Here is a 23,841-nt window from a genome sequence, read left to right on the forward strand (position 1 = left end):
GGCTGGCCCGGATGAAGGGTCTGATCCGCTACGTGCACGGCCGAGCCGCGGCGCTGCCGTTCGGCTACCCACCTGCGGTGGTGCTGCCCGGCCACGCGTGCCTGGTGGTGGTCTCGGCGGTCGCGGTGGTGCAGCGGCTGGCGGCCGACATCGTGGACTGGACGCTCGTCGGCGGCCTGCTCGCGATCGTGCCGGTGGTGTACCTGCTGGTCGGAACGCCGATCCCGGACTCGGGGCGACCGGTCGGCGTGGCCGGGTGCGCGTTGCTGGGCACCTCGATCCTGCTGGTGCACCCGGTGCCCAACGACCTCGCGCCGCTGATCCTGGTCGTGATGCTCGCCGAGTGCGCGGCCGTCACCTCAGCGCGGGTGAGCCTGACGGTCACCGCCCTGGCCGCGCTGGTCCCGGCCGCTGCGTCGGCCGTCGGACACCTCGGCTACGGCCTGCCGTTCTCCTTGGTCACGGTCGCGCTCGGCTGGGCCACCGGTTTCATCATCAGGACCCAGCTGCGGTCGTTCGAGCGGGAACGCCAGGTGCAGGCCGAGCGGGCGGTGCAGGCCGCTGACGACGAGCGCCGCCGCATCGCCCGCGAGGTGCACGACGTCGTCGCCCACTCGCTGAGCATCACGCTGCTGCACCTCACCGGTGCCAGGCGGGCGTTGCAGGAGGACCGCGACGTCGACGACGCCGTCGACGCGCTCACCGACGCCGAACGGCTCGGCAGGCAGGCGATCGCCGACATCCGCCGCACGGTGGGGCTCCTGGACGCCGAACCGTCCAAGGTCCGCCCGGAACCGGGCATCGACGACATCGCCGATCTCGTCTCCGACGTCGTCAGGGCCGGTGTCCCGGTGACCTACAGGCTGGACGGGGACGCCCGATCGGTCTCCGCCGCAACGGGTCTCGCCCTCTACCGGATCGCCCGCGAGTCGCTGGCCAACGTCGTCAAGCACTCCCCGGGAACCGCCGCGCTGGTGCGGCTGGTCATCGACGACGGCGTGGTGCTGACCGTCGGCAACGCGCTGCCGAGCGCGGTCGGCGCGGCCGAACCGGGGAACGGCATCGCGGGCATGCGGCAGCGCGCCGAACTGCTGGGCGGGCGCCTGCGAGCCGGTCCCGCCGGCGATGAATGGGTTGTGCGCGCGGAGTTCTCACCTGAACCGCACGACCTGCTGCCGACACCTGGGGAGGCCCGATGATCAAGGTTCTGCTCGTCGACGACCAGGAGCTGGTGCGCTCGGGGCTGCGGCGGATCCTGCGACGCAAGGACGGTTTCGCCGTCGTCGGGGAGTGCGCGGACGGCGCGGAGGTGACCTCGGCGGTCGCCGCCGAACGGCCCGACGTGGTCGTGATGGACCTGCGGATGAAGCACGTCGACGGCATCGAGGCCACCCGCAGGGTGCAGGAGACCGACGACGCTCCACCCGTGCTGGTGCTGACCACATTCGACGACGACCAGCTGCTCTCCGGCGCGCTGCGCGCGGGCGCGAGCGGTTTCCTGCTCAAGGACTCCCCGGCCGAGGACGTCATCCGCGCGGTCCGGTCGCTGGCGGCGGGGGAGGCGTGCCTGGACCCGGCCGTCACCGGGCGCGTGCTCACCGCCTACCGCTCGTCGTCCCCGGTCCCGGAGGTCGCCGTCGACGAGCTCACCTCCCGCGAGCACGACGTCCTGGTGCTCATCGGGCGCGGCCTCTCCAACTCCGAGATCGCCGCGGAACTGGGCATTTCCGAGGTGACGGTGAAGAGCCACGTCGGCCGCATCTTCGTCAAGCTCGACCTGCGGGACCGCGCGGCCGCCATCGTCTACGCCTTCGACCACCGCATCGTCACACCGAGGTAGCGCTGCCCGGCGGCCGACACCTCCAGCAGCCGCGGAACCTCGATGCCGAGCAGCCGCACCCGGGGCTGCGCCGGACATCGGGAGAGTCCCGGCACCACCCCCAGGCACCCCGGGTGCGGCTGACCACACTGTGGCGACAGCCGATCGTGGCGTGCAAGGGGTTTTCGATGGGAGGAAAACCCGCTGCGCACACCCGTCAGCGCGTTCGGAACCAGGACGCCGCGCGGCCGCGGAACTCGCGGGGCCCGAGCGCGCCCGCCCCTTCGGGCAGCGCCGCGAGCACGGGCACGCCGGTGATGCGGGGGAGCTCGGTGAGGTTGCACCGCTCGGCCAGGCCCGGATCGTCCGGCACGGCGCCGAGGACCAGGCCGGCCGGTTCCAGGCCGCGCGAGCGCAGCGCCTCGACGGTGAGCTCGGTGTGGTTGAGCGTGCCCAGACCGACCCGGGTGACGACGTGGACCTGGACCTCGTGGTCGCGGGCGAGGTCGGCGGCGAGGTCGGGCAGGGTGCCTCCGGTGGTGTCGAGGCGGACCAGGGCCCCGCCCGCGCCCTCCACGATCACCGTGCCGTGTTCTCCGGCGAGCTCGCGGACGCGGGCCGCGTGGTCGCCGATCGCCGGGATGCCGACCTCGCGCAGGCGGGCGGCGGTGTCCGGGGCGAGCGGGTCCGGGAGGTGGGTGAACTGCGCGACCTCGCAGCCCGCCAGGCGGCGGACGACCTCGACATCGGGTTCGTCGGTGCCGGTCTGGGTCGGTTTGGCCACCACCACGTCGGGTCCGAAGTGGACGGCCAACGCCGCCGTGGCCACGGTCTTGCCGACCCCGGTGTCGGTTCCGGTGACGAAGACGATCACGGTAGCCCTCCGTGCTGCTCGACGACGCGCGTCAGCGCCTCGACCGCGTGCTCCCAGGCGTCATCGGGGATCCCGGCCTGGGTGGTGATCCGCAGCCGCGACACGCCGTCGGGCACCGACGGCGGCCGGAAGCAGCCGACCCGCACCCCGGCGTCGAGCGCTGCGGCCTGCGCCGCGAGCGCCACCTGCGGAGACGGCATCGGCACCGACAGCACCGCACCCGCCGACCGGCTCACCGCGAGGCGATCGGCGAGCTCGGAGGCCCGCCGGTGGATGCGGTGCGGGAGCTCGGGCCGGTCGCGCAGCAGGCGCAGCGCGGCCAGCGCACCCGCGACGGGCGCGGGGGCCAGCGCGGTGTCGAAGATGAACGGCCGGGCGCGGTTGACGAGGTGGTCGATCAACGCCTCCGACCCCAGGACCGCGCCGCCCATCGCGCCGAGGGACTTCGACAACGTCGCCGTCATGACCACCTGCGGCGCCTCGCCCAGACCGGCCACCAGGCCGCAGCCGCCATCGCCCACGACACCCAGTCCGTGCGCCTCGTCGACCAGCAACAACGCGTCCCGTTCGGCGCAGATCTCGGCCAGCTCGGGCAGCGGTGCCGCGTCGCCGAGCACCGAGAAGACCGACTCGGTCAGCACCAGCGCCCGCCGCCCACCGGCCTGGTCCAGCGCCGCCCGCACCGCGTCGACCTCGTTGTGCGGCACCACCTCGATCGTCGCCCGGGACAACCGGGCCGCGTCGATCAGCGACGCGTGCACGTGCGCGTCCGAGACGATCAGCGCGTCGCGGTCGGCCAGCCCGGTCACCGCGGAGAGGTTCGCGTGGTAGCCGCTGGACATCACCAGCGCGGACCGCCGACCCGTGAAATCGGCGAGCTCGGCCTCCAGCTCGCCGTGCGCCGTCGTGGTGCCGGTGACCAGCCGGGAGGCACCCGACCCCGCGCCCCACGCCAGCGCCGCGTCGGCGCTGGCCCGGCGCACCTCGGGATGCGTGCTCAGGCCCAGGTAGTCGTTGCTCGCGAGGTCGATGACGTCCTCGTGCACAGAGCGCGCCCGCAGCGCGCGCTGCAGACCAGCCCGCTCGCGGGCCTCCCGCTGCTCGGTCAGCCACCCGTCCCAGCTCATCCGGCCTTCACCGCCGCGGCGATGCCGGCGCACAGCGTCGCCACGTCCTCGTCGGTGCACACGTACGGCGGCATCGTGTAGATCAGGTCCCGGAACGGGCGCAGCCACGCGCCCTCGGAGAGCGCGGCCTCGGTCGCCGCGGCCACGTCGACGGGGTGGTCGAGCCGCACCACGCCGACGGCACCGAGCACCCGCACCTCGGCGGCGTCGATGTTGTGCAGCGCCTGCAAACCGCGGTTGATCCGCCGCACGTCGTGTCGCCACCGGCCGGTGGCGAGCAGGTCGAGGCTGGCGGAGGCGACCGCGCAGGCCAGGGGATTGCCCATGAACGTCGGACCGTGCATGAGCACACCCGAATCGCTGCCGGAGATGCCGCGAGCCACCTCGCTGGTGCACAGCGTCGCCGCCAGCGTCAGGTATCCGCCGGTCAGCGCCTTGCCCAGGCACAGCACGTCCGGGCTGACACCGCCCGCTTCGGACGCGAAAAGCGTTCCGGTGCGCCCGAAACCGGTGGCGATCTCGTCGAAGACCAGCACCAGCCCGTGCTCGTCGGCGACCTCCCGGAACACCCGCAGGCATTCGGCGGGGTAGGGGTGCATCCCGCCCGCGCCCTGCAGCAGCGGCTCCACGATCAGCCCGGCCAGGGTGCCCGCGTGCTCGGCTGCGAGCGCGCGGAGACCCGACGCCCACTCGGCGACGTCACCGCCGATCCCCGGCGGTCGTTCGCCGAAGACCTGCTCGGGCAGCACCGTCGACCACATCGAGTGCATGCCGCCGTCGGGATCGCACACGCTCATGCAGTCGAACGTGTCGCCGTGGTACCCGCCGCGCACGGTGAGGAACCGCGTCCGCTCGGGCCGCCCGACGCCGCGCTGGTGCTGCAGCGCCATCTTCATCGCGACCTCGACGCTCACCGATCCGGAGTCGGCGAGGAAGACCCGGTCGAGCCCGTCGGGTGTGAGCTCGACCAGGCGCCTGGCCAGTTCGACCGCCGGCTCGTGGGTGAGGCCGCCGAACATCACGTGCGAGAACCGTTCCGCCTGCTCCCGCAGCGCCTCGTCGAGCACCGGGTGCCGGTAGCCGTGGATCGCCGACCACCACGACGCCATCCCGTCGACCACCTCGCCGACGCCGTCGAGGGTGATCCGGCTGCCCGAAGCACCGGTCACCAGCCGCGTCGGCGCGGGATCGAGCATCGAGGTGTAGGGGTGCCACAGGTGCTCGCGGTCGAAGGCGAGCAGGTCCGCCGCGCCCATCACGCGTTGGGCAGGACGTCGGTGCCCGCGCCCCGGCGCCGGATCGCCGGATCGACGGGCCGCTGCGCGATCTCCTCGTCGGAGCCCAGCACGACGAAGCCGTTGTCGCGGATCATCGCGATGTCCGCATCGGCCTCCTGGCCCTCGGAGGTGAGGTAGTCGCCGAGGAAGATCGAGTTCGCGACGTGCAGCGCGAGCGGCTGAACCGAGCGCAGGTGCATCTCGCGGCCACCGGCGATCCGGACCTCCCGGTCCGGGCACACGAACCGCGCCATCGCCAGGATCTTCACGCAGCGGGTGGGGGAGAGCTCCCAGGTGTTCTCGAACGGGGTGCCGTCGAAGGGCATCAGGAAGTTCACCGGGATCGAGTCGGATTCGAGCTCCTTGAGCGCGAACAGCGCCTCGACCAGCTGCTCATCGGTTTCGCCCAGTCCCGCGATCAGACCCGAGCACGGCGACAGGCCCGCGGCCTTCGCCTTGCCCACGGTGTCGATGCGGTCGGCGTAGGTGTGGGTCTGGACGATGGTGTCGTGGTGGCTCTCGGCCGTGTTGATGTTGTGGTTGTAGGCGTCCACCCCGGCGTCCTTGAGCCGCTCGGCCTGGCCGTCGGACAGCAGCCCCAGGCAGGCGCACACCTCGACGTCCGGGTGCTCGGACTTGAGCGCGCCGACCATGTCGGTGACCTTGTCGATGTCGCGGTTCGACGGGCCGCGGCCGGAGGAGACCATGCACACCCGGCTGGCCCCGCCCTGGAGACCGGCTCCCGCCTGCCGCAGCGTTTCGTCCTTGGACAGCCACGAGTACTTCAGGATCGGTGCGTTCGAGCCGAGCGCCTGCGAGCAGTAGTTGCAGTTCTCCGGGCACAGACCCGACTTCAGGTTCACCAGGTAGTTGACCTTCACGGTGTTGCCGAAGTGCGCCCGGCGCAGCCTGCCTGCCGCCGCCACGACGGACATCAGGTCGGCGTCGTCGGCGCGCAGGACGGCGAGCGCGTCGTCGGCGGTGGCCGGAGTTCCGGCCAGGACCGCGTCGGCGAGCTGATCGAAGGTGGTGCCCATGGGGTCCTCTCCGGGAGTCGACCTGAACAGTGTTCACCTGAACGGCGTTCAGGCTAGACTGGGGGAACCGACCGGTCAACTGGAGGTTTCGAGTGCGCTACCACCGCAGCGATGTCGTGGCTCGGGCCATCGAGGTCCTCGACGAGTACGGGCTGGAATCGCTCACCATGCGCCGGCTCGCCTCCGAGCTCGGCGTGCAGCCCAGCGCGCTCTACCACCACGTCCCCAACAAGCAGTCCCTGCTGGCGGCCGTCGCCGACGAGATCCTCCAGCGCGGCGGCAGGCCCCGCCGCGCCGAGCGCTGGGACCGGCGGGCGATCGAGATCTGCGCCGAACTGCGCGACGCGATGCTCGCCTACCGGGACGGGGCCGAGGTCGTCGTCACCGCGCACACCTTCGGGCTCGGCGCCCGCGAGCCCGCGACCGCGCTGCGCTCGGCGCTCGGCGACGGAGGGCTGCCCGGCGATCTGGTGGACGTGGGCACCCGCGCGATCCTGCACCTGGTATTCGGCCACACGGTCGAGGAGCAGACCGCGATGCAGGCGGCCAGCGCCGGCGCCATCGACCGGCACCCCGATGGCGCAGCTGATTTCGAGCAGGGCCTGCAGCTGCTGCTCGACGGGCTCCGCGCCCGGGTTTCGGCGGGCTGATCCAGGTCAGGCCGCTACGGTGGCGGGATGGAGCTCTTCACCACCTCGTGGGCGTCGTTGCGCTCGGCCGTGGCGGATCTCGCCGACGACGACCTGCTGCAGCCCTCAGGGTGCCGGGGCTGGCTGGTGCGAGACCTGGTGTGCCACCTGATCATCGACGCGCAGGACGTCCTGATCACGCTCGCGACACCGGCGGAGGCCGAGCCGACCCGCGATGCGATCACCTACTGGGAGATCGCGAGCGAGCCGCCGATCGGCGACGATCCGCTGGACGCGCTCACGGTCCGGCTGGCCGCCGCCTACGAGGAGCCGCGGCTGCTCAAGTTCCACCTCGACGACCTCGGCTCGGCGGCAGGGCGGGCCGCGCGGATCGCCGACCCGCTGGCCAGGGTCGCCACGAAGGGCCAGGTCCTCACCGTCGCCGACTACCTCGACGCCTACGTCGTGGAGTGGACCCTGCACCACCTGGACCTGGTCGCCCGCCTCCCGCACGTGCCCGGACCGGCGCCGGATTCGGCGGCTGCGTCGAGGGCGGTGCTGGAGCGGATCGCAGGAGCGTCGTTTCCCGATTCGTTCTCCGACGTCGACGCGCTGCTGGTGGGCACCGGCAGGCGCAGTCCGACGGAGGCCGAGCAGGCCGAACTCGGCCTGCTCGGCCTCTCCGTTCCCTTCGTGCTCGGTTAGGTGCGGAACTCGGCTCCTAGTCCTCGACCGTCCCGTACCGGGGGCGGCCCGCGGTCCGGTAGGTCTGGATCACCACGCCCTGCGGCGTGGTCCGGTTCGCCGCGAGTTCGAGCGCGGTGTCGAGCCCCCGGTCGGCGAACAGCCGCATCCCCTGGCCGACGATCACCGGGAAGGTGATCAGGTTGAGCTCGTCGACCAGGTCGTTGTCCAGCAGGAAGCGCACCAGGGTGGCACTGCCGTGGACCTGCAGCTCCTCGCCGGGCCGGGCCTTGAGCTCGCGCACCGCCGCCGCGACGTCTCCGCTGAGCACCGTCGTGCGGGCCCAGCTCGGGTCCGTCAGGGTCGTGGAGGCGACGTACTTCGGCAGGGCGTTGAGCGGGTTCGCGATCGGGTTGTCGGGGTCGTCGACCTTCGGCCAGTAGGCGGCGAAGATGTCGTAGGTCCGCCGCCCGAGCAGGAAGGCGTCGACCCGCCCGAACATCGCGTCCATGAACTGCCCGACCTCGTCGTCGAACAGCGGCGCGAGCCAGCCGCCGCGTTCGAAACCGCCGCTGCGGTCCTCGTCCGGGCCGCCGGGGCCCTGCATCACGCCGTCGACCGAGAGGAACGTGCTCACCGTCAGCTTCATCGTCCTGGTCCTTTCCAGTGGTCGTCACCGGAGTGGACTGCTCGCGGCCGGGAAACTCATCGGTGGTCAGTCGCGGCGCGGCTGTCGGTGCAGGAGCCTGAACCGCGACCACTGCGCCTCGGCCGCCTCGATGGAGCGCCGGGTGCGCTCCGGATCCACTGTGGAGAGCTGGGCGGCGATCGCCTGCGCGACCGCGAGTCCTGGGGCCAGGGACGGGAAGAAGGCGACGCCCTCGGCGGGGATCAGCACGATCCGCTCGGAGGCCGCGGCCAGGGCGGGACTGGCCGCGTCGGTGAGGGCGAAGACCCGCGCGCCTCGGTCGTGGGCTTCCTCGGCCGCGGTCACCGTGCTCTGGTAGAGCCGCCAGAAGCTGATCGCGATGAGCACGTCGCCCGGTTCGATCCGGGAGATCGCGTTGGCCAGCTCGGCGTCGTCGTGCACGACGGTCGCCTCGTAGCCGGCCAGCTGCACGTTGTGGCCGAGCGCGGAACCCACCGAGAAGTAGCTCCCGTTGGCCACGACCACGGTTCGCCGGGACTGCGCGATCGCCTCGGCGATGGTGCGCAGCAGCTGCTCGTCCAGGCGGCGGTTGAGCACCGCCAGCGAGTCCAGGTCGCGGCGCAACGAGGCCCCGCCGAGCTCGCCCTCGGTCTGCTGCGCGGCGGCCACTTCCGGAGCGCTGAGCGAGGACAGGTAGCGGGCCCGCAGCTCTTGCTGCAGGTCGGACCAGCCGCTGAAGCCCAGGGTCTGGGCGGTCCTGCTGACCGTGGCGACGTTGACGCCGGCGAGTTCTGCGGCCTCCGCTGCCGAGCTGTAGGACACCCGCCGGGGCTGGGTGAGCAGCACCTGCAGAACCGACGCGCCCTTGCTGCGCAACCCGCGTTCGGGAACGCGCCCGCGCAACCAGCTCTCGAACCCGTCGGGCTCGGCATCGGTGGTCAATCGGGCTCCCCTCGTCGACACACAGCTTAACGAGCTCAAAACGCAACAGCTATTGCAGTTTGCAATTACTGCACTATATGTTGCTGGACACTTCGCTCGGTGCTGCGACTCACCCGGACGCACCCCTCAACTGGAGGCAACCGTGTCCCTGCTGGCCAGACTCGACCGGCTCCCGCTGAGCCGGCCGCACTACCTCCTGCTGTTGCTCGGCGGACTCGGCTACACCTTCGACGGCATGGACTCGGCGGTGGTGGCCTTCCTTCTGCCGAGCGTCCAGGACGAGTGGGGGCTGACCAACGCCCAGCTCGGCCTGATCGGCTCGGCCACGCCCTTCGGCTTCCTCTTCGGCGCCACCTGCGCCGGACTGCTCGGCGACCGCATCGGCCGCCGCAAGGTCATGATGTGGGCGCTGGCGGTCTACGCGCTGTTCTCCGTCATCGGAGCCCTGTCGCCCAACTACGAGATCTTCCTCGGCGCCCGCGTGCTCGCCGGATTCGGCGCGGGAGCCGAGAGCGCGATCATCGCGCCCTTCCTGTCCGAGTTCGTCCCCGCTGCCCGGCGCGGGTGGTTCGTCGGGGCGCTCGCCGGGTTCTTCTCCTTCGGCTTCGTCGCCGCGGCATTGCTCGGCCGGTTCGTGGTGCAGCCGGTGCCCGAGGGCTGGCGCTGGGCCCAGATCATCACCGCGCTGCCGATCGTGATGCTGCTCTGGTGGCGCCGATCGCTCCCCGAATCACCCCGATACCTGCTGGCCAACGGGCGGACGGCCGAGGCCGAGAAGGTCGTGGTCGACCTGGAGGAGAAGGTGCGGGCCGCCACCCGCGCCCCGCTGCCGCCGATCCCCGAGGTCGTGGTCGAGAAGCCGGTGGAGGCGCGCAAGATCGGGCTGGTCTCCGCGCTGAAGTACTTGTGGAGCGGCTCGATGGCCCGGCGCACCGCGATCACCTGGCTTATCTGGTTCGTGATCACCTTCTCCTACTACGGCTTCTTCACCTGGATCCCGACCCTGCTGGTGCAGCAGGGGATCACGGTCACCAAGAGCTTCGAGTTCTCGATCATCATCTACCTCGCGCAGGTGCCCGGGTACTTCTCGGCGGCCTGGCTGGGCGAGTACCTGGACCGCAAGAACACCATCGCCCTCTACCTCGCCGGGGCGGCGGCCAGCGCGTTCTGGATGAGCCAGATGACCGACCCGGTGCTGATCACGACCTCGGCTGCGGTGCTGTCGTTCTTCCTCAACGGCACCTACGCGGCGGTCTACTCCTACACCCCGGAGGTCTTCCCGACCTGGATCCGGGCCTCGGGAACCGGCCTGTCCAGCGCGTTCGGCCGCGTCGGCAGCATCATCGCGCCCTCGGTGATCGGCATCTCCGCCGCATCCCTGGGATTCGCCGGGGTCTTCGGCCTCACCACCGCGGTGCTGGCGGTCGGCGTGGTGTGCACCCTGCTGTTCGGGCTGTCCACCGCCGGCCGGTCGCTGGAGGACCTCACCGAAACCGACGGCGCGAAGGCGGTATCGCGATGAACCTGTCCGAAGTGGAGGAACGCGTCCGCGAGGACGTCGGGGTCCGGCTGTTCACCGTGCTCGCGTGGCTGCCCGGCCGCCGCGTGCTGCACCGCGCGCACAGCAGCCACCCCGAGCAGTACCCGGTGGGTGGCGAGAAGTCCGTCGAGGTCGCCGCGGGATGGCTGGACCGGTGCATCACCGCGCAGCTGCCCTACTTCGGCCCCGACGAGGCCGCGGTGCGCGAGGTCTTCGCCGACCACCGGCTCATCGCCGGACTCGGCTGCGGATCGGTGATCAACGTCCCGGTCCTGGGCGGATCCGGAACGTGGGGCGTGCTCAACCTGCTCGACGCGCCCGGCGCCTACGAGCAGTCCCAGGTGGCGCGGGCCGCGGAGCTGGCGGTGCTGGCCGCGCCCGCGCTGAGCGAGCTCGTGCAGCGCATCGACGTACCCGAGGAGGAATCGACACCGTGACCACCCTGCTGCTGCGCTCCGGCAAGTTGCTCGACGTCGACACCGGCGAGTACGCCGAAGGCGACCTGCTGTGCGCCGACGGCCGCATCGTCGAGGCCGGCCGCGGCCTGAGAGCACCGGACGGCGCCCGGACGGTGGACCTGGCCGGTGCCACGGTGCTCCCCGGGCTCATCGACGCCCACGTGCACGTCACCGCCGCCACCGCCGACCTCGGGTCGCTGACCACCTGGTCCCCGTCCTACGCCGCCGCGCACTCCGCGCGGATCATGGGCGGGATGCTCGACCGCGGCTTCACCACCGTGCGCGACGCCTCCGGCGCGGACTTCGGGCTCGCCGACGCGCAGGCCGAGGGGCTCGTTCGCGGGCCACGGCTCGCCTTCTGCGGAAAGGCGCTGAGCCAGACCGGAGGTCACGGCGACAGCCGCCCGCGCGGCACCCGCGTGCACGACGGGCACCAGTGCTGCGCGGGGCTGGGGCGCATCGCCGACGGGGTGGACGCGGTGCGCGCCGCCGCCCGCGACGAACTGCGCAAGGGCGCCCACCACATCAAGGTGATGGCCGGGGGAGGAGTCGCCTCGCCGACCGACCGCATCGACTCCACCCAGTACTCGATGGACGAGCTGCACGCCATCGTGCAGGAAGCCGAGGCGGCCAACCGCTACGTGGCCGCCCACGCCTACACCGCGCGATCGGTCAGCCGCTCGTTGCGCGCCGGAATCCGCTCCATCGAGCACGGGAACCTCATCGACGAGTCCAACGTGGACGAGTTCCTCGAACACGACGCGTTCCTGGTGCCCACGCTGGTCACCTACTGGGCGCTCAAGACCGAAGGCCGGGAGTTCGGCCTGCCCGAGGACAGCTGGCGCAAGGTCGACGAGGTGCTCGACGCCGGACTGGCCGCGCTGGAGACCGCGCACCGAGGCGGCGTGAAGATCGCCTACGGCACCGACCTGCTCGGCGGCATGCACCGCCACCAGAACGAGGAGTTCCGGATCCGCAGCGAGGTCCAGCCGCCGCTGGACGTGATCCGCTCGGCGACGACCACCGCGGCCGACCTGCTCGGCATGAGCGGCGAGATCGGCACCCTCCGCGAAGGGGCGGTGGCCGACCTGGTCGTCCTCGATGGCGATCCGCTCGAGGACGTCGCGGTCCTCGCCGAGCCCAAGCACATCGCGCACGTCGTCCAGGGAGGTCAACTCGTCTGAGAGCGGGAAGAATGGTGGTGTGATCGCTTCAGCACCTCGGGATCCGGTGGAGACGCCGCCCGTCGTCCGCGCCATCGCGGGCGGCAGGACGGTTCGGGCGGTGTGGCGAAACGAGCTGGGAGGTATGACCTTCCGGATCGGACCAGAACACCGCGCGCAGTTCGTGAAGTGGTCGCCCAGCGGCGCGCCGCTGACTCCCGAGGTGGAGCGGTTGCGCTGGGCCGTCCAGCACGCCGTGGTTCCCCGCGTGCTCGATCACGGTTCCGACGGCACGGGGGACTGGATGATCACCGCGGGGCTGCCCGGTCTCTCAGCCGTCGACGACCGCTGGATCGTCCAGCCCGAGAAGGCGGTGCGCGCCATCGGTTCCGGACTGCGCGCACTGCACGAGGCGCTACCGGTCGCGGACTGCCCGTTCGACTGGTCAGCCGAATCCCGGCTGGCCAGTGCTCGGCAACGCGCCGCCGCGGGCCTGATCGACCCGGCGGAATGGCCTCCTGAGCTCGCCCGCATCGGCGGCGTCGGCGAGGCCCTGGACCTCCTCGCCGGACCGCCTCCGGTCGACCGCCTGGTGGTCTGCCACGGCGACGCCTGCGCCCCCAACACCCTCATCGGAGACGGCGGCCGGTGCACCGGCCACGTCGACCTCGGCCGCCTCGGCGTGGCCGACCGCTGGGCCGACCTCGCCGTCGCCACGTGGGCCACCCTGTGGAACTACGGCCCGGGTTGGGAGGAAGTGCTCCTGGACGCCTACGGCGTCGCTCCCGACCCGGACCGCACGGCCCACTACCGGCTCCTGTGGTACCTGGCGGACTGACCCTGCTCAGCCGAATCCCGGCAGCACCAGCAGGATCCAGAGCGCCAGCGGGGTGGCGGCGACGATGACGCCTCCGTAGACGAGGAGCTTCCGGAAGAAGGCGTCCTTGTCGACGTCCTTGGCGTTGGCCAGCACGATCGCACCGTTGGTGGAGAACGGGCTCACGTCGACGACCGTGGCCGCCACCGCGAAGGCCGTGATCATGCCGATCGGCCCGACGCTGCCGGTCTGCAGGAACGGCACCGCCAGCGGGATGAGGGCGCCCATGATGCCGACCGACGAGGCGAACGCCGAGACGAGCGCGCCGATGTAGCACAGCAGGAGCGCCGCGAGCAGCGGAACGCCGATGCCGGCCACCGAGTGACCCACGTAGTCGATCGTGCCCATCTTCTCCAGCACGCCGACGTAGGTGAGGACACCGCAGATCAGCAGCACGGTGGGCCATGCGACCTCGCTCGGCGCGGCCTTGCCCGTCTTCGGCGACAGGACGCTGAGCACCACGGCGACGCTCATCGCCATCAGGCCGACGTCGAGCCCGAACCCGAGCGTGGTGACCACGAGGACCACGAGGCCGGTCAGCGTCAGCGCGCGATCGCGGTTGAGCCGCAGCTCCTCGACCGGCTCGCTGTCGGAGACCTCCCCGCCGCCGCCCGATCCCGTCGCGATGAGCCGTCGGGCCTCGGCGCCGCTGCGCAGCCGCAGGCCCCCGAAGACCACGAACACGATCCCGGCGATCACCGCGTTGGCCGCGAAGCTGCCCAGGAACAGCACGAGCGGACTGCCCGGCAACCCGCTGTTGGCCACGACCTCGTTGACGATGCTGCCGTAGATGCTGATCGGGGAGAAGCCGCCCGCCTGCGTGCCGTGCACGACCATCGCGCCCATCAGCAGCGGGTTGATCCGGTACTGCGCGGCCAGGTTCAGCGCGATCGGAGCCACGATGGCCACCGCCGCGGGACTGACCGCACCGATCGCGGTGAGCAGCGCGCCGATCGCGAACATCACCCACGGGATCAGCGCGATCCGGCCACCCACCAGCCGGACGGCGCGTTGCACCACCCAGTCGGTGGTGCCGTTCGCCCGGGCTATCGCGAACAGGAACGTCACGCCGACCAGGACCACGAACAGGTCCCCGGGGAAGCCGTCGAAGATGTCGTCTTCGGACAGCCCGCCGAACACCGTGGCGACCAGGAACGCGGCGGCGAAGCACAGCACTCCCATGTTCACCGACAGCGTCGTGGCGATGACGAACGCGGCGACCAGCACCAGGATGGATATGACTTCGGGCGGCACCTTTGCCTCCTTGCCTGCGCGGCACGCGCACCACGAAGGGGTGTGGTGCGCGGCACAGTGGCTCACTGGCTCAGCCACTTTCCGTGAAACGCAGGCTGAAGTCAATACCGAACTGGCCAACTGGCTCATCCAGTTTCAGGCCTTGCCCGCCTCCCGACCGCCCTGCCGCGCGATCAGCGCCAGCCGAGCTCCGGGGCCACGTGGCGGAGGATGCTGTCGATGACGTGGGCGTTGTAGTCCACGCCCAGCTGGTTGGGCACCGTGAGCAGGAGGGTGTCCGCCGCGGCGATCGCCTCGTCCTCAGCCAGCTGCTTGACCAGCACGTCCGGCGCCGCGGCGTAGGAACGACCGAAGATCGCGCGGGTGTTGGCGTCGATGTTGCCGATCTTGTCCTCGGTGTTGTCATCGCCGCCGAAGTACATGTCGTCGAGGTCGTTGACGATGGCGAAGATGCTGCGGCTGACCGACACCCGCGGCTCGCGCTCGTGCCCCTCGGCGCGCCACGCGTCGCGGAACGCCTCGATCTGCTTGCGCTGCTGGACGTGCAGCGGCTCGCCGCTCTCGTCGTCCTTGAGCGTGGAGCTCTGCAGGTTCATCTCCAGCTTCGCCGCCCACCGCGCCGTCGCGTTCGAGCTCGACCCCCACCAGATGCGGTCCCGCAGGCCGGGGGAGTGCGGCTCGACGCGCAGCAGACCCGGCGGGTTGGGGAACATCGGCCGCGGGTTGGGCTGAGCGAACCCCTCGCCCTTGAGGACCTCCAGCAGCACCTCGGTGTGGGTGCGCGCCATGTCCGCGTCGGTCTGGCCCTCCGGCGGCTGGTAGCCGAAGTAGCGCCAGCCCTCGATGACCTGCTCCGGCGATCCCCGGCTGATGCCGAGCTGCAGCCTGCCGTCGGAGAGGAGGTCGGCCGAGCCCGCGTCCTCGGCCATGTAGAGCGGGTTCTCATAGCGCATGTCGATCACGCCGGTGCCGATCTCGATGCGGCTGGTCCGAGCGCCGATCGCCGCCAGCAGCGGGAACGGCGACCCGTACTGCCGCGCGAAGTGGTGCACGCGGAAGTAGGCGCCGTCGGCGCCGAGCTCTTCCGCTGCGACGGAGAGGTCGACGGCCTGGTGCAGCGCGTCCGACGCCGTGCGCGTCTGCGAGTGCGGCGAGGCCGACCAGTGCCCGAAGGACAGGAACCCGATCTTTTTCACACCGGGTTCAACGCGGACCGGCCGTTTTTGTTTCCCGGGTGCGAGCCGCGCCACCACCCTGCTTGAAGGGCTTCATGAGCAGCTTGTGGGTCGGCTGTTCGACCGCGCGGGTGAGCATCCACCCTAGGAGCGTGCCCGTCACCAGCATCGCCAAGGTCTGCGTGGTCGTGTCGACTCCCACGTCCTGCAGCTTGCGCAGCACGATGTAGCCGATGGCCTGGTGCATCAGGAACGTGCCGTAGGAGATGCCGGCGAACCAGCTGATCGCGCGTCGCGCGGGCTGCGGCACCGCCATGTCGGGAGAGCGCGCGACCAGCGCGATCACGCACATGCCGATGGCCACGGCCACCGACGAGCCGGTGTCGGCCAGCAGACCTTCGGGCGTGCGCGTGTAGTTGTGCACCTCCTGCGCGGCCATGCAGAGCGCCAGCAGGGCCGCGAAGTGCGGGGTGCTCAGGCGCTTGACCGACCACATCCAGATCGCCACCCCCGCGACGAACAGGTGCCAGCGGTGCATGCCGACCCCGTCGACCACGGTCCGGTAGGTCTCGTCGATCGGCTCGGCGATCCGGATCGGCCACTGCGCCAGCGGCACGAGCACCGCCACCCACAGCACGATCAGGATCCTGCTGCCGTGGCCCCACCAGCTCCGGTAGAGCAGGGCGGCGACCGTGAAACCCATCAGCTGCAGCGGAACCGTCCAGTGCGAGCCGTCGATGAAAGGGTAGAACTGCGGTTTCCAGTGCCACAGCATCAGCAGGTTCGCGCGCAGGTCCTCGGGCAGCGGGAAGAACCAGCCCTCGATCGGGAACGCCCGCAGCACGGAGTAGCTGACCACCACGGCCGCCAGGAACGACGGCAGCAGCCTGGCCACGCGGCCCCACCAGTAGCGGAACAGGGAACCGCGGCGGATCGTCACGCACGCGAAGTACGCGGAGACGACCAGCAGCAGGCTGGCGCCGACCTGATACGGGAACTCGAAGGTCCTCGGCTCCAGCTCGGGGTGCAGGAAGACGCTCAGGCTCGTGGAGTGGTAGAGCATCACCAGCACCACGCAACCGGCTCGAACAAGATCCCAGCTGATCTTCCGGCGGCTCTGCCCACCGCCGGATCCGGCTGTCGTCACGCTTGTCGCTCTTCCTCTGGGCTAGTCCTTCAGCCAGCTTCACCCAGGAGAGCGACCGTTGGCCATCGGGGCTGACACCCATTTTTGGTGCGCACGACCCGTATGGGTGTTCGAAGGGCGACCGGTGGTCGAATTGTCGTTCAGGAGGTGCGGGACGTGTCCTTGTTCTGGCGGGTGTTCCTGCTCAACGCCGCCGTGCTCACCGGAGCGACGGTGCTGCTGGTGCTCAGCCCTGCCACGGTGTCCACGCCGGTGCTGCCCGCCGAAGGCCTGATCCTGGTCGCCGGGCTGGTCGCGATGCTGGTGGCCAACGCGGTGCTGCTGCGCATCGGGTTCCTCCCGCTGCGGCGGCTGACCCGCGCGATGACCACCATCGACCTGCTGCGGCCGGGATCGCGGCCGCCGGTGTCCGGGCACGGGGGCATCGCGGACCTGATCATGGCGTTCAACGCGATGCTGGACCGGCTGGAGTTCGAGCGCGCCACCAGCAACGCCCGCGCGCTCTCCGCGCAGGAGGCCGAGCGCCGCCGCATCGCCCGCGAACTCCACGACGAGGTCGGGCAGAGCCTGACCGCGGTGCTGCTGGAGCTCCGGCGGGTCGCGGACGAGGCGCCCGAGCCCGTCTCCGCCGCGCTGCACCAGGTGCAGGAGACCACCCGCGACAGCCTCGACGAGATCCGCCGCATCGCCCGGCGGCTGCGCCCCGGGGTGCTGGAGGATCTCGGCCTGGCCAGCGCGCTGAAGTCGCTCACCGGCGAGGTGCACGGCGTCGCCGCGCGGTGCCGGATCGACGGCGAGCTGCCAGAGCTGGGCGAGGAGGTCGAGCTGGTCATCTACCGGGTGGCGCAGGAGAGCATCACCAACGCGGTCCGGCACTCGGGTGCGACCCGCGTCCACCTGCTGGTGCACGTGGAGCCCTCGGAGGTCCGGCTGCGGGTGCGGGACAACGGCGCGGGGACCGGGGACTCCCCGGAAGGCGCCGGCATCCGGGGGATGCGGGAGCGCGCGCTGCTGGCCGGGGCGACGCTGGCCGTCGAACCGGTCGAGGAGGGCGGCACGGAAGTCCGGCTCGACGTGCCGATCAACACCGGGGGCGCGCGATGACCGACACGACCCGCATCCTGCTGGCCGACGATCACGTGCTGGTCCGTCGCGGAGTCCGGCTGATCCTCGACAACGAACCCGACCTCGCCGTCGTGGCCGAGGCCGGCGACGGGGCCGAGGCCGTCGAGCTCGCGCAGACCGAGGAGCTGGACCTGGCGATCCTCGACATCGCCATGCCCAGGCTGACCGGGCTGCAGGCCGCCCGGCAGCTCACCCGGCTGCAGTCGGACCTGCGCATCCTGATCCTGACGATGTACGACAACGAGCAGTACCTGTTCGAGGCGCTCAAGTCCGGTGCGTCCGGGTACGTGCTCAAGTCCGTCGCCGACCGCGACCTGGTGGAGGCGTGCCGCGCGGCCATGCGCGGCGAACCTTTCCTGTACCCGGGTGCGGTGACCTCGCTGATCCGCAGCTACCTCGACCGCGCGGGTCAGGGGGAGGCCGTTCCCGAGCGGGCCATCACCGACCGGGAGGAGGAGATCCTCAAGCTCGTCGCCGAAGGCCACTCCTCCAAGGAGATCGCCGACCTGCTCGTCATCAGCATCAAGACGGTGGAGCGCCACCGCTCCAACCTCATGGCGAAGCTGGGCATGAAGGACCGGTTGGAACTCACCCGCTACGCGATCAGGGCTGGTCTCATCGAACCGTGAGCTCAACACCGCTGCCACGAGATCCTCGACGACGAAATGACTTTCGCGCACGACTCGACCGAGAATTCACGCAGCACCTAGGGGCTCGGTGCGCCCGCCGCTGCTCGGGTGTAGCGGTCGGCGAGTTGGGAGAAAGCGGATTTCAGCTCCGGCGGACCGATGACCTCCACGTCCGCGTCGTACTTCCCGAGCTCTGCGGCCAACGCCTTCCAGGACCACGATCCCAGCGCGAGCTTGCACCGGTCGTCGGTCAGCTCTTCCACCACGCCGTCGTGGGTGTAGCGGGAGACCGTCGCGGCGGGCAGGTCGAGGACGACTTCTCCTTGGCACGGCCATGTTTCCGCCCCCTGGAACCTGCTCCTGACGAACGCGGCCACCTCGCCGCCGGGGAGTTCGCGCCGGGTGAAGCGCGGACCTGCGGGGACGCGCGGGGTGATCCGATCGGCGCGGAAGGTGCGCCAGTCGTCGCGGTCCAGGTCCCAGGCGATGAGGTACCAGCGCCCGCCCCAGGTGATCAGGTGGTGCGGCTGCGTCCTGCGAGGCGCGGACGAGCCGGTGTAGTCGAACCGGAGCTCCTCCCGAGCGTGCACCGCGACGCTCAGCGCCATCAGGACCTCGCTGTCCACGCGCTGAGCCGTGCTGCGCTCGACCGCGGTGATCTGCAACGAATCGATCCGGTGGCGGAGCCGCGAGGGCATCACCTGGCGGAGGGTGATCAGCGCGCGAGCGGCTGCCTCCTCGATGCCCGCGCCCGCCGTGGTCGCGATGCGCAGCGCGATCGCCAGCGCGACCGCCTGGTCGTCGTCGAACAGCAGCGGCGGCAGGTTGCTGCCCGCTTCCAACCGGTACCCGCCGTCCGGTCCTTTGACCGTCGCGATCGGGTATCCCAGCTCCCGCAGCCGGTCGACATCGCGCCGAACCGTGCGGTCGCTGACCTCCAGTCGCTCGGCGAGCACCGAACCGGGCCAGTCGCGTCGCGCCTGGAGCAGCGACAGCAACGACAGCAGCCGCGTCGAAGTTTTCCGCATGCACCCCATCGTGCCCGCAGTAGCGGACAGAAACTGACCGCTACCGGTGCCAAGCTGCTCTCATGACTGCTTCCAACACCGCACTCGACGTTGAAAAGGGCGACCTGCTCGCCGAGCTCGCCACCCTGCGCGGCCAGTTGCTCAACACCGTCCGGGGACTGACGGACGCGCAGCTGGGCGAGCGTCCGACCAAGAGCGAGCTGTGCCTCGGCGGGATCGTCAAGCACGTCGCGAGCACCGAGGAATCGTGGCTGCGGTTCATCACCGACGGGTCGTCGGCGATGAGCTTCGCGCTGCCCGACGGAGTGACCTGGGGCGACATCGAGGCCGGCACCGCGCGGGAATACCCGCAGTGGATGACCGACCGGATCAACGAGTTCCAGATGCTGCCGGGTGACAGCCTCGAAGGGATCGTGCGGCGCTACGAGGAGGTCGCCGCCCGCACCGAGGAGATCGTGACCGCGCTGCCCGATCTGCTGATCACGCACCCGGTGCCCGACGCGCCCTGGAACGAACCCGGTACCGAGCTCAGCGCCCGCCGCGTGCTGCTGCACGTGATCTCCGAGACGGCGCAGCACACCGGACACGCGGACATCATCCGCGAGACCATCGACGGCCAGACGGCCACCTGAGCGCATGGCCGTTCTCGGCACCCGCGCGCTCAACCGCGCAGCGCTGGCCCGGCAGCTCCTGCTCCAACCCTCCGAGCTCGCACCCCGCGATGCCGTGGCGCACCTGTGCGGCGTGCAGGCCCAGGAACCGCAGGAACCGTTCGTCGGTCTCTGGTCCCGGCTGCGCGTCTTCGATCCGGCGGAGCTCTCGGAGCTGCTGACCCGTCGGGGAGTGGTGCGGACTCACCTGATGCGCCGCACCGTGCACCTGCTGGCCGCCGAGGACGTCCTGTCCTGGCGGTCCCGGCACGACGCGATGCTGTTGCAGCGGGTCCTCGGCGTCTACCGGCGCGAGCTCGCGGAGGTCGACCTCGACGAGCTCGCGGCGGCGGGCCGGGAAGTGCTGGCGGAGGGCGAACCGCATTCGCAGTCCGAGCTGGCGCGAGCGATCGCCCACCGCTGGCCCGACCAGAGCCTCCGGGCGCTGGGAGAGGCGCTGGTCGGAGCCCTTGTTCCCGTGGTCCAGCTGCCGCCGCGAGGTCTGTGGCGCACCAGCGGGGCGGCCCGCTACCTGCCGGTTTCCTCCTGGCTGGGCCGCGAAGTCGACCAGGAGGCACCCGATGACCAGGTCGGCCGGGTCCTGGTGCGCCGCTACCTCGCCGCGTTCGGCCCGGCCGCCACCGCCGACATCCGCGCCTGGTCGGGGCTGGCCGGCCTGCCGGGCGCGGTGAAGGCGGTGCGCGATCAGCTCGTCACCTTCCGGGACGAACGCGGGCGCGAACTGCTGGATCTGCCCGACGCGCCACGGCCCGACCCGGACGTGCCCGCGCCCGTGCGGTTCCTGCCCGCGTTCGACAACGCCATCCTCGGTTACGACGACCGCCGCCGGATCATCGACGACGAACACCGAGGTCTGTCGGTGGCAGGCGAACGCGTCGTGCTGGTGGACGGCCGCGTCGCCGGGACGTGGAGGGTCACCGAGGGAACGGTGAACATCGCTCCGCTGCACTCGTTCTCGCGCGCGCAGCGTGCGGAGCTGGTCGAGCAGGGGAGTGCGCTGGCGCTGTTCCTCTCCGACGGTGAGAGCGATCGGGCCCGCGTGACCTAGCCGGTCCAGCAGCGGAGCACCCCGCGCCAGCGCCGGTCGACGTGGATGACGCAACGCTCTTCCGCTGGTCGCGTGCTGTCCTGGCCCGTTTCCTGACCGCCGACGCGCCGTGAGATGGTGGCGTCGATCCCTACCGGTGTGCACAGTGGAGGCCATGGTGTTCCGCGTACCGACGCCCTCTGACGTCCTCGGCTTGGCGAAGTCCACGGTGGGCTGGGCAGCCGAAACGGCCACGGCCGCTGCAACCGCTCCGGTCCGGGTGCTGGGTCTTCTCGGTGAGACCGAGAAGCTGGTCGGCCGCATCTCCACGGTGGTGGACCAGGTCGAAGACCTGGTCCAGCGCGCCGGAGGAACCGTCGCCGACGCGGAGGAGACGATCCAGGACGCCCGCGCGGTCGCCGTCGCCGCCGCTCCGATCGTGGCCGCAGCCGGTCAGGTCTCAACGATGGCGGAATCGGTCGTGGGGCGGGCGAACGGGATCTGCGACGACGCGGCCAAGACCGTCGCCGAGGCCCAGCGCACCTCGGCGAACGCCGACGAGCTCCTCTCGCTGTACTCGCCCACGGCCAAGAAGGCCGCACCGCTGGTGGACAGGTTCGTCGAGGAGCTCTCCGACGCCGAGGTCGATGCGGCGATCCGCCTGGTCGACGAGCTTCCGCAGCTCACCGAGCACATCCTCACCGACATCCTGCCGATCCTGCGGACCCTGGACCGAGTCGGTCCCGAGATCCACGAGCTCCTCGAAGTCACCTACGACGTCCGCCGGGCGATCGCCGGCATTCCCGGGTTCCAGTTCTTCCGCCGTCGGGGCGAGGACAAGGTCGACGACGAAGAGCCCGCGAAGCCGCAGCCGATCGCCGCAGCGGAGTGACCGCCTTCCGGTCGTGACCGAGAGGGCCGAGCTCAGCTCTCCGACGGCTCCGCCGGAACGCACTCCTCGGCCGGAACCGACTGTCCCACGGGGATTGCCGGTGTGGCGGCGGTCAGCTCGGCGCCCACGACCGGTTGCAGCGGCTCGGCCATCGTCAGGGCGGCCGGGGCGATCGCCGACATGGCGGCTGACAGCGGGGAGTGCGCGTCGGTGACCTGCGCACCCGGGGTGGTGCGGACGCTCCAGATGACGACGTCGTCGGTGTTGCGGAGTTCAAGGCCGTCGTCGCCGACTGCCAGGTGCGCTCCCGGATGGCCCGCCGTGCCGGTGGACCACACGGCGCCGCCGCGCCGGTCGTAGAGGACGAGATCGCCGTCGTCGAGGAGCTTGCAGCGGCCGGTCCCGCGGAACTGGGTGTCCGACGCCCAGAGCGCGCCGCGGCCCTCGTTGCTGTACAGGACCAGGTTCCCGTCGTCCTGGTGGGTCAGCGTGTGACGGCCGGACGGAGAGGTCAGCGACTGGCGTCCCAGGGTCTGGCCGGGAAGCATCCGGTCACCGATCGCCGCCGGCCCGCCCGGCACCGCCGGAGTGCTGTCGGAGGTCCAGACGATCTCGCCGTCGACGTCGGTGATGGTGACCTCGCCGTCGTCGTGCACCACGAGCTCGGCGGCCGGTCGGACCGCGCCGGTGGACCAGATCCGCCTGCCGCTGGGCGAGAAGAGCGCGAGGCCGTCGGTCTCGCGCAACGCGCAGAAGGCGGTGTCCGCGCCGCAGGTGTTCGAGGCCCACCACGCCCGCATCGACTCGTTCTCGTAGAGCACGATGTTGCCGTCGTCCTGGTGGACCAACGAGAACCGGCCGTTCTCCGAGGTGAGCGATTCGCGACGCAGCGTCTGCCCGGCGCGCATCGCGTGGCCGGTGGCGTAATCGCCCGGCACGTGGTCGGGCGCGTCGAGCGGACCGCCGTCGCCTTCGTCGTCCTCCTCGTCATCGTCGCCGGTCAGGATGAAGAAGTCCGTCACGAAGCAGGTGATCTCGCCGTCGGCGTTGCGCCCCACCCAGGTCGGGTAGTGACCGTCACCGCCACCGGAGGAGCACACGACGACCACCGTGCGGTCCTCGTCGTCGGCGAGCCGTCCCGTGCCGGTGTGGTCCCGTTCTTCCAGGGCCTCCAGCACGCGGTCGACGTACTCCTCGTCGTCGCAGCAGGAGAGGTTCGCGGCGTCGATGAAACCACCGGTGCCCCCGTCGACGGGGTAGCCGAAGAAGGAGTCGCCGTCCAGGGTCGACGCGTCCTGCTCACCCAATAGCGCCATCTCCCACGAGGTCGCCGGCTCGTCGCGAACCTGGATCTTGATCGCGGCCACCGCCTGGTACCAGCTGAACTGATCGGGCTCTCCGAACCGGGCCTCGGCGAGCACGACCGGGTAGGTGCCCGGCGGGACCTCCTGCACGAACGCTGCGTCGTCGGACGAACCGAACATGAAGGGCTCACCGGCGCAGACCTTCCCGGAGGGCATCCACAGCGAGTTGTCCCGGCGCAGCCAAACGGTGGCATCGCCGAGCTTGGGAACCGAGTGGCGGGATCCGTCTGTGAAGATCTGGTCGAAGTCGGGGGCGGGGATCGGCATGGGGGCTCTTTCGTTGTGATGTCGGGTTGTTCTCAACACGTGGCACGGGTCGCGTTCGGTTCGCCCGACGAGAATCGGTTCGGCCGAACGACGGCCCCGGGCGGGGGGCGCGGGCGCGTCGGCGGGGGGGGGCGCGGGGGGGCGCGGGGGGCCGCCGGGGGGGGGGGGTGGGCGGGGGACCAGACG

24 protein-coding genes are annotated in these 23,841 nt (G+C 71.1%); 13 read left to right on the forward strand and 11 right to left on the reverse strand.

Annotated elements, in window-relative coordinates:
- Window positions 1-11: 11 nt before the first annotated feature.
- Both AB0J91_RS07865 and AB0J91_RS07870 read left to right on the forward strand, forming a co-directional pair.
- The gene (locus AB0J91_RS07865; RefSeq protein WP_363865229.1) at window positions 12-1,199 is read left to right on the forward strand and encodes a histidine kinase; all 1,188 of its coding nucleotides are present in this window, start codon (window positions 12-14) and stop codon (window positions 1,197-1,199) included.
- Window positions 1,196-1,840, forward strand: a complete 645-nt coding sequence (locus AB0J91_RS07870) for a response regulator transcription factor (RefSeq protein ID WP_363865231.1) — start codon at window positions 1,196-1,198, stop codon at window positions 1,838-1,840. The genes AB0J91_RS07865 and AB0J91_RS07870 overlap by 4 nt, the downstream gene beginning before the upstream one ends.
- Before the next feature lie 196 nt (window positions 1,841-2,036).
- On the opposite strand, the gene bioD is transcribed toward AB0J91_RS07870, so the two are convergent.
- From bioD to bioB, 4 genes are read right to left on the reverse strand one after another with little or no spacing between them, the layout of a single operon-like run.
- Complete coding sequence (bioD, locus tag AB0J91_RS07875) at window positions 2,037-2,693, reverse strand: dethiobiotin synthase (protein ID WP_363865233.1); 657 nt, start codon at window positions 2,691-2,693, stop codon at window positions 2,037-2,039.
- Window positions 2,690-3,820 (reverse strand): 8-amino-7-oxononanoate synthase, encoded by a 1,131-nt coding sequence (locus AB0J91_RS07880; RefSeq protein ID WP_363865235.1) that lies wholly within the window; start codon window positions 3,818-3,820, stop codon window positions 2,690-2,692. The genes bioD and AB0J91_RS07880 overlap by 4 nt, the downstream gene beginning before the upstream one ends.
- Window positions 3,817-5,076 (reverse strand): adenosylmethionine--8-amino-7-oxononanoate transaminase, encoded by a 1,260-nt coding sequence (locus AB0J91_RS07885; RefSeq protein WP_363865237.1) that lies wholly within the window; start codon window positions 5,074-5,076, stop codon window positions 3,817-3,819. Before AB0J91_RS07885 ends, AB0J91_RS07880 begins: the two co-directional genes overlap by 4 nt.
- Window positions 5,076-6,134, reverse strand: a complete 1,059-nt coding sequence (bioB, locus tag AB0J91_RS07890; RefSeq protein ID WP_363787066.1) for a biotin synthase BioB — start codon at window positions 6,132-6,134, stop codon at window positions 5,076-5,078. The genes AB0J91_RS07885 and bioB overlap by 1 nt, the downstream gene beginning before the upstream one ends.
- Before the next feature lie 92 nt (window positions 6,135-6,226).
- Here bioB and AB0J91_RS07895 point away from each other — a divergent pair, with 92 nt between their 5' ends.
- Together AB0J91_RS07895 and AB0J91_RS07900 are read left to right on the forward strand one after the other, a co-directional pair.
- On the forward strand, window positions 6,227-6,784 hold the full coding sequence (locus AB0J91_RS07895; protein ID WP_363787068.1) for a TetR/AcrR family transcriptional regulator C-terminal domain-containing protein: 558 nt from the start codon (window positions 6,227-6,229) through the stop codon (window positions 6,782-6,784).
- A gap of 27 nt (window positions 6,785-6,811) precedes the next feature.
- Window positions 6,812-7,468, forward strand: coding sequence for a maleylpyruvate isomerase N-terminal domain-containing protein (locus AB0J91_RS07900; RefSeq protein WP_363865239.1), 657 nt, complete (start codon window positions 6,812-6,814; stop codon window positions 7,466-7,468).
- A gap of 16 nt (window positions 7,469-7,484) precedes the next feature.
- On the opposite strand, the gene AB0J91_RS07905 is transcribed toward AB0J91_RS07900, so the two are convergent.
- A complete protein-coding gene (locus AB0J91_RS07905; RefSeq protein ID WP_363787072.1) occupies window positions 7,485-8,096 on the reverse strand; it encodes a dihydrofolate reductase family protein in 612 nt (203 codons plus the stop codon).
- A gap of 66 nt (window positions 8,097-8,162) precedes the next feature.
- Window positions 8,163-9,038: a MurR/RpiR family transcriptional regulator gene (locus AB0J91_RS07910; protein WP_363865241.1), complete on the reverse strand. Its 876-nt coding sequence runs from the start codon at window positions 9,036-9,038 to the stop codon at window positions 8,163-8,165.
- Window positions 9,039-9,180: 142 nt separating this feature from the next.
- Between AB0J91_RS07910 and AB0J91_RS07915 the strand changes: the two genes are divergently transcribed.
- The 4 genes from AB0J91_RS07915 to AB0J91_RS07930 are packed head-to-tail and all read left to right on the forward strand — an operon-like array spanning window position 9,181 to window position 13,037.
- A complete protein-coding gene (locus tag AB0J91_RS07915) occupies window positions 9,181-10,560 on the forward strand; it encodes an MFS transporter (protein ID WP_363865243.1) in 1,380 nt (459 codons plus the stop codon).
- Complete coding sequence (locus AB0J91_RS07920; RefSeq protein ID WP_363865245.1) at window positions 10,557-11,015, forward strand: GAF domain-containing protein; 459 nt, start codon at window positions 10,557-10,559, stop codon at window positions 11,013-11,015. The genes AB0J91_RS07915 and AB0J91_RS07920 overlap by 4 nt, the downstream gene beginning before the upstream one ends.
- Window positions 11,012-12,220, forward strand: coding sequence for an amidohydrolase family protein (locus tag AB0J91_RS07925; protein WP_363865247.1), 1,209 nt, complete (start codon window positions 11,012-11,014; stop codon window positions 12,218-12,220). Before AB0J91_RS07920 ends, AB0J91_RS07925 begins: the two co-directional genes overlap by 4 nt.
- Window positions 12,221-12,239: 19 nt before the next feature.
- Window positions 12,240-13,037, forward strand: coding sequence for an aminoglycoside 3'-phosphotransferase (locus AB0J91_RS07930; RefSeq protein ID WP_363865249.1), 798 nt, complete (start codon window positions 12,240-12,242; stop codon window positions 13,035-13,037).
- A 6-nt stretch (window positions 13,038-13,043) separates the two neighbouring features.
- On the opposite strand, the gene AB0J91_RS07935 is transcribed toward AB0J91_RS07930, so the two are convergent.
- The 3 genes from AB0J91_RS07935 to AB0J91_RS07945 all read right to left on the reverse strand — a co-directional run bounded on the left by AB0J91_RS07935 (window position 13,044) and on the right by AB0J91_RS07945 (window position 16,652).
- On the reverse strand, window positions 13,044-14,330 hold the full coding sequence (locus tag AB0J91_RS07935; protein ID WP_363787084.1) for an SLC13 family permease: 1,287 nt from the start codon (window positions 14,328-14,330) through the stop codon (window positions 13,044-13,046).
- A gap of 173 nt (window positions 14,331-14,503) precedes the next feature.
- Window positions 14,504-15,526: an LLM class flavin-dependent oxidoreductase gene (locus AB0J91_RS07940; protein ID WP_363865251.1), complete on the reverse strand. Its 1,023-nt coding sequence runs from the start codon at window positions 15,524-15,526 to the stop codon at window positions 14,504-14,506.
- Window positions 15,527-15,533: 7 nt separating this feature from the next.
- Window positions 15,534-16,652, reverse strand: a complete 1,119-nt coding sequence (locus AB0J91_RS07945) for an acyltransferase (protein ID WP_363865252.1) — start codon at window positions 16,650-16,652, stop codon at window positions 15,534-15,536.
- A gap of 156 nt (window positions 16,653-16,808) precedes the next feature.
- On the opposite strand from AB0J91_RS07945, the gene AB0J91_RS07950 reads away from it, so the two are divergent.
- Both AB0J91_RS07950 and AB0J91_RS07955 read left to right on the forward strand, forming a co-directional pair.
- Window positions 16,809-17,756, forward strand: coding sequence for a HAMP domain-containing sensor histidine kinase (locus AB0J91_RS07950; protein ID WP_363865254.1), 948 nt, complete (start codon window positions 16,809-16,811; stop codon window positions 17,754-17,756).
- Entirely contained in the window at window positions 17,753-18,406 is a 654-nt protein-coding gene (locus tag AB0J91_RS07955; protein WP_363865256.1) for a response regulator transcription factor, read from the forward strand. Before AB0J91_RS07950 ends, AB0J91_RS07955 begins: the two co-directional genes overlap by 4 nt.
- A 77-nt stretch (window positions 18,407-18,483) precedes the next feature.
- On the opposite strand, the gene AB0J91_RS07960 is transcribed toward AB0J91_RS07955, so the two are convergent.
- Window positions 18,484-19,434, reverse strand: coding sequence for a WYL domain-containing protein (locus tag AB0J91_RS07960; protein ID WP_363865257.1), 951 nt, complete (start codon window positions 19,432-19,434; stop codon window positions 18,484-18,486).
- 62 nt (window positions 19,435-19,496) lie between these two features.
- Here AB0J91_RS07960 and AB0J91_RS07965 point away from each other — a divergent pair, with 62 nt between their 5' ends.
- The 3 genes from AB0J91_RS07965 to AB0J91_RS07975 all read left to right on the forward strand — a co-directional run bounded on the left by AB0J91_RS07965 (window position 19,497) and on the right by AB0J91_RS07975 (window position 22,024).
- Window positions 19,497-20,066: a DinB family protein gene (locus AB0J91_RS07965; RefSeq protein ID WP_363865259.1), complete on the forward strand. Its 570-nt coding sequence runs from the start codon at window positions 19,497-19,499 to the stop codon at window positions 20,064-20,066.
- A gap of 4 nt (window positions 20,067-20,070) precedes the next feature.
- Entirely contained in the window at window positions 20,071-21,153 is a 1,083-nt protein-coding gene (locus AB0J91_RS07970; RefSeq protein WP_363865261.1) for a winged helix DNA-binding domain-containing protein, read from the forward strand.
- A gap of 154 nt (window positions 21,154-21,307) precedes the next feature.
- On the forward strand, window positions 21,308-22,024 hold the full coding sequence (locus AB0J91_RS07975) for a hypothetical protein (RefSeq protein ID WP_363787100.1): 717 nt from the start codon (window positions 21,308-21,310) through the stop codon (window positions 22,022-22,024).
- Between the two features lie 32 nt (window positions 22,025-22,056).
- Here AB0J91_RS07975 and AB0J91_RS07980 read toward each other — a convergent pair whose 3' ends face one another.
- Window positions 22,057-23,655, reverse strand: a complete 1,599-nt coding sequence (locus tag AB0J91_RS07980; RefSeq protein ID WP_363865263.1) for a DUF4241 domain-containing protein — start codon at window positions 23,653-23,655, stop codon at window positions 22,057-22,059.
- Between the last annotated feature and the right edge of the window lie 186 nt (window positions 23,656-23,841).

It is taken from the genome of Saccharopolyspora sp. NPDC049357 (assembly GCF_040677225.1).
Classification (GTDB): Bacteria; Actinomycetota; Actinomycetes; order Mycobacteriales; family Pseudonocardiaceae; genus Saccharopolyspora.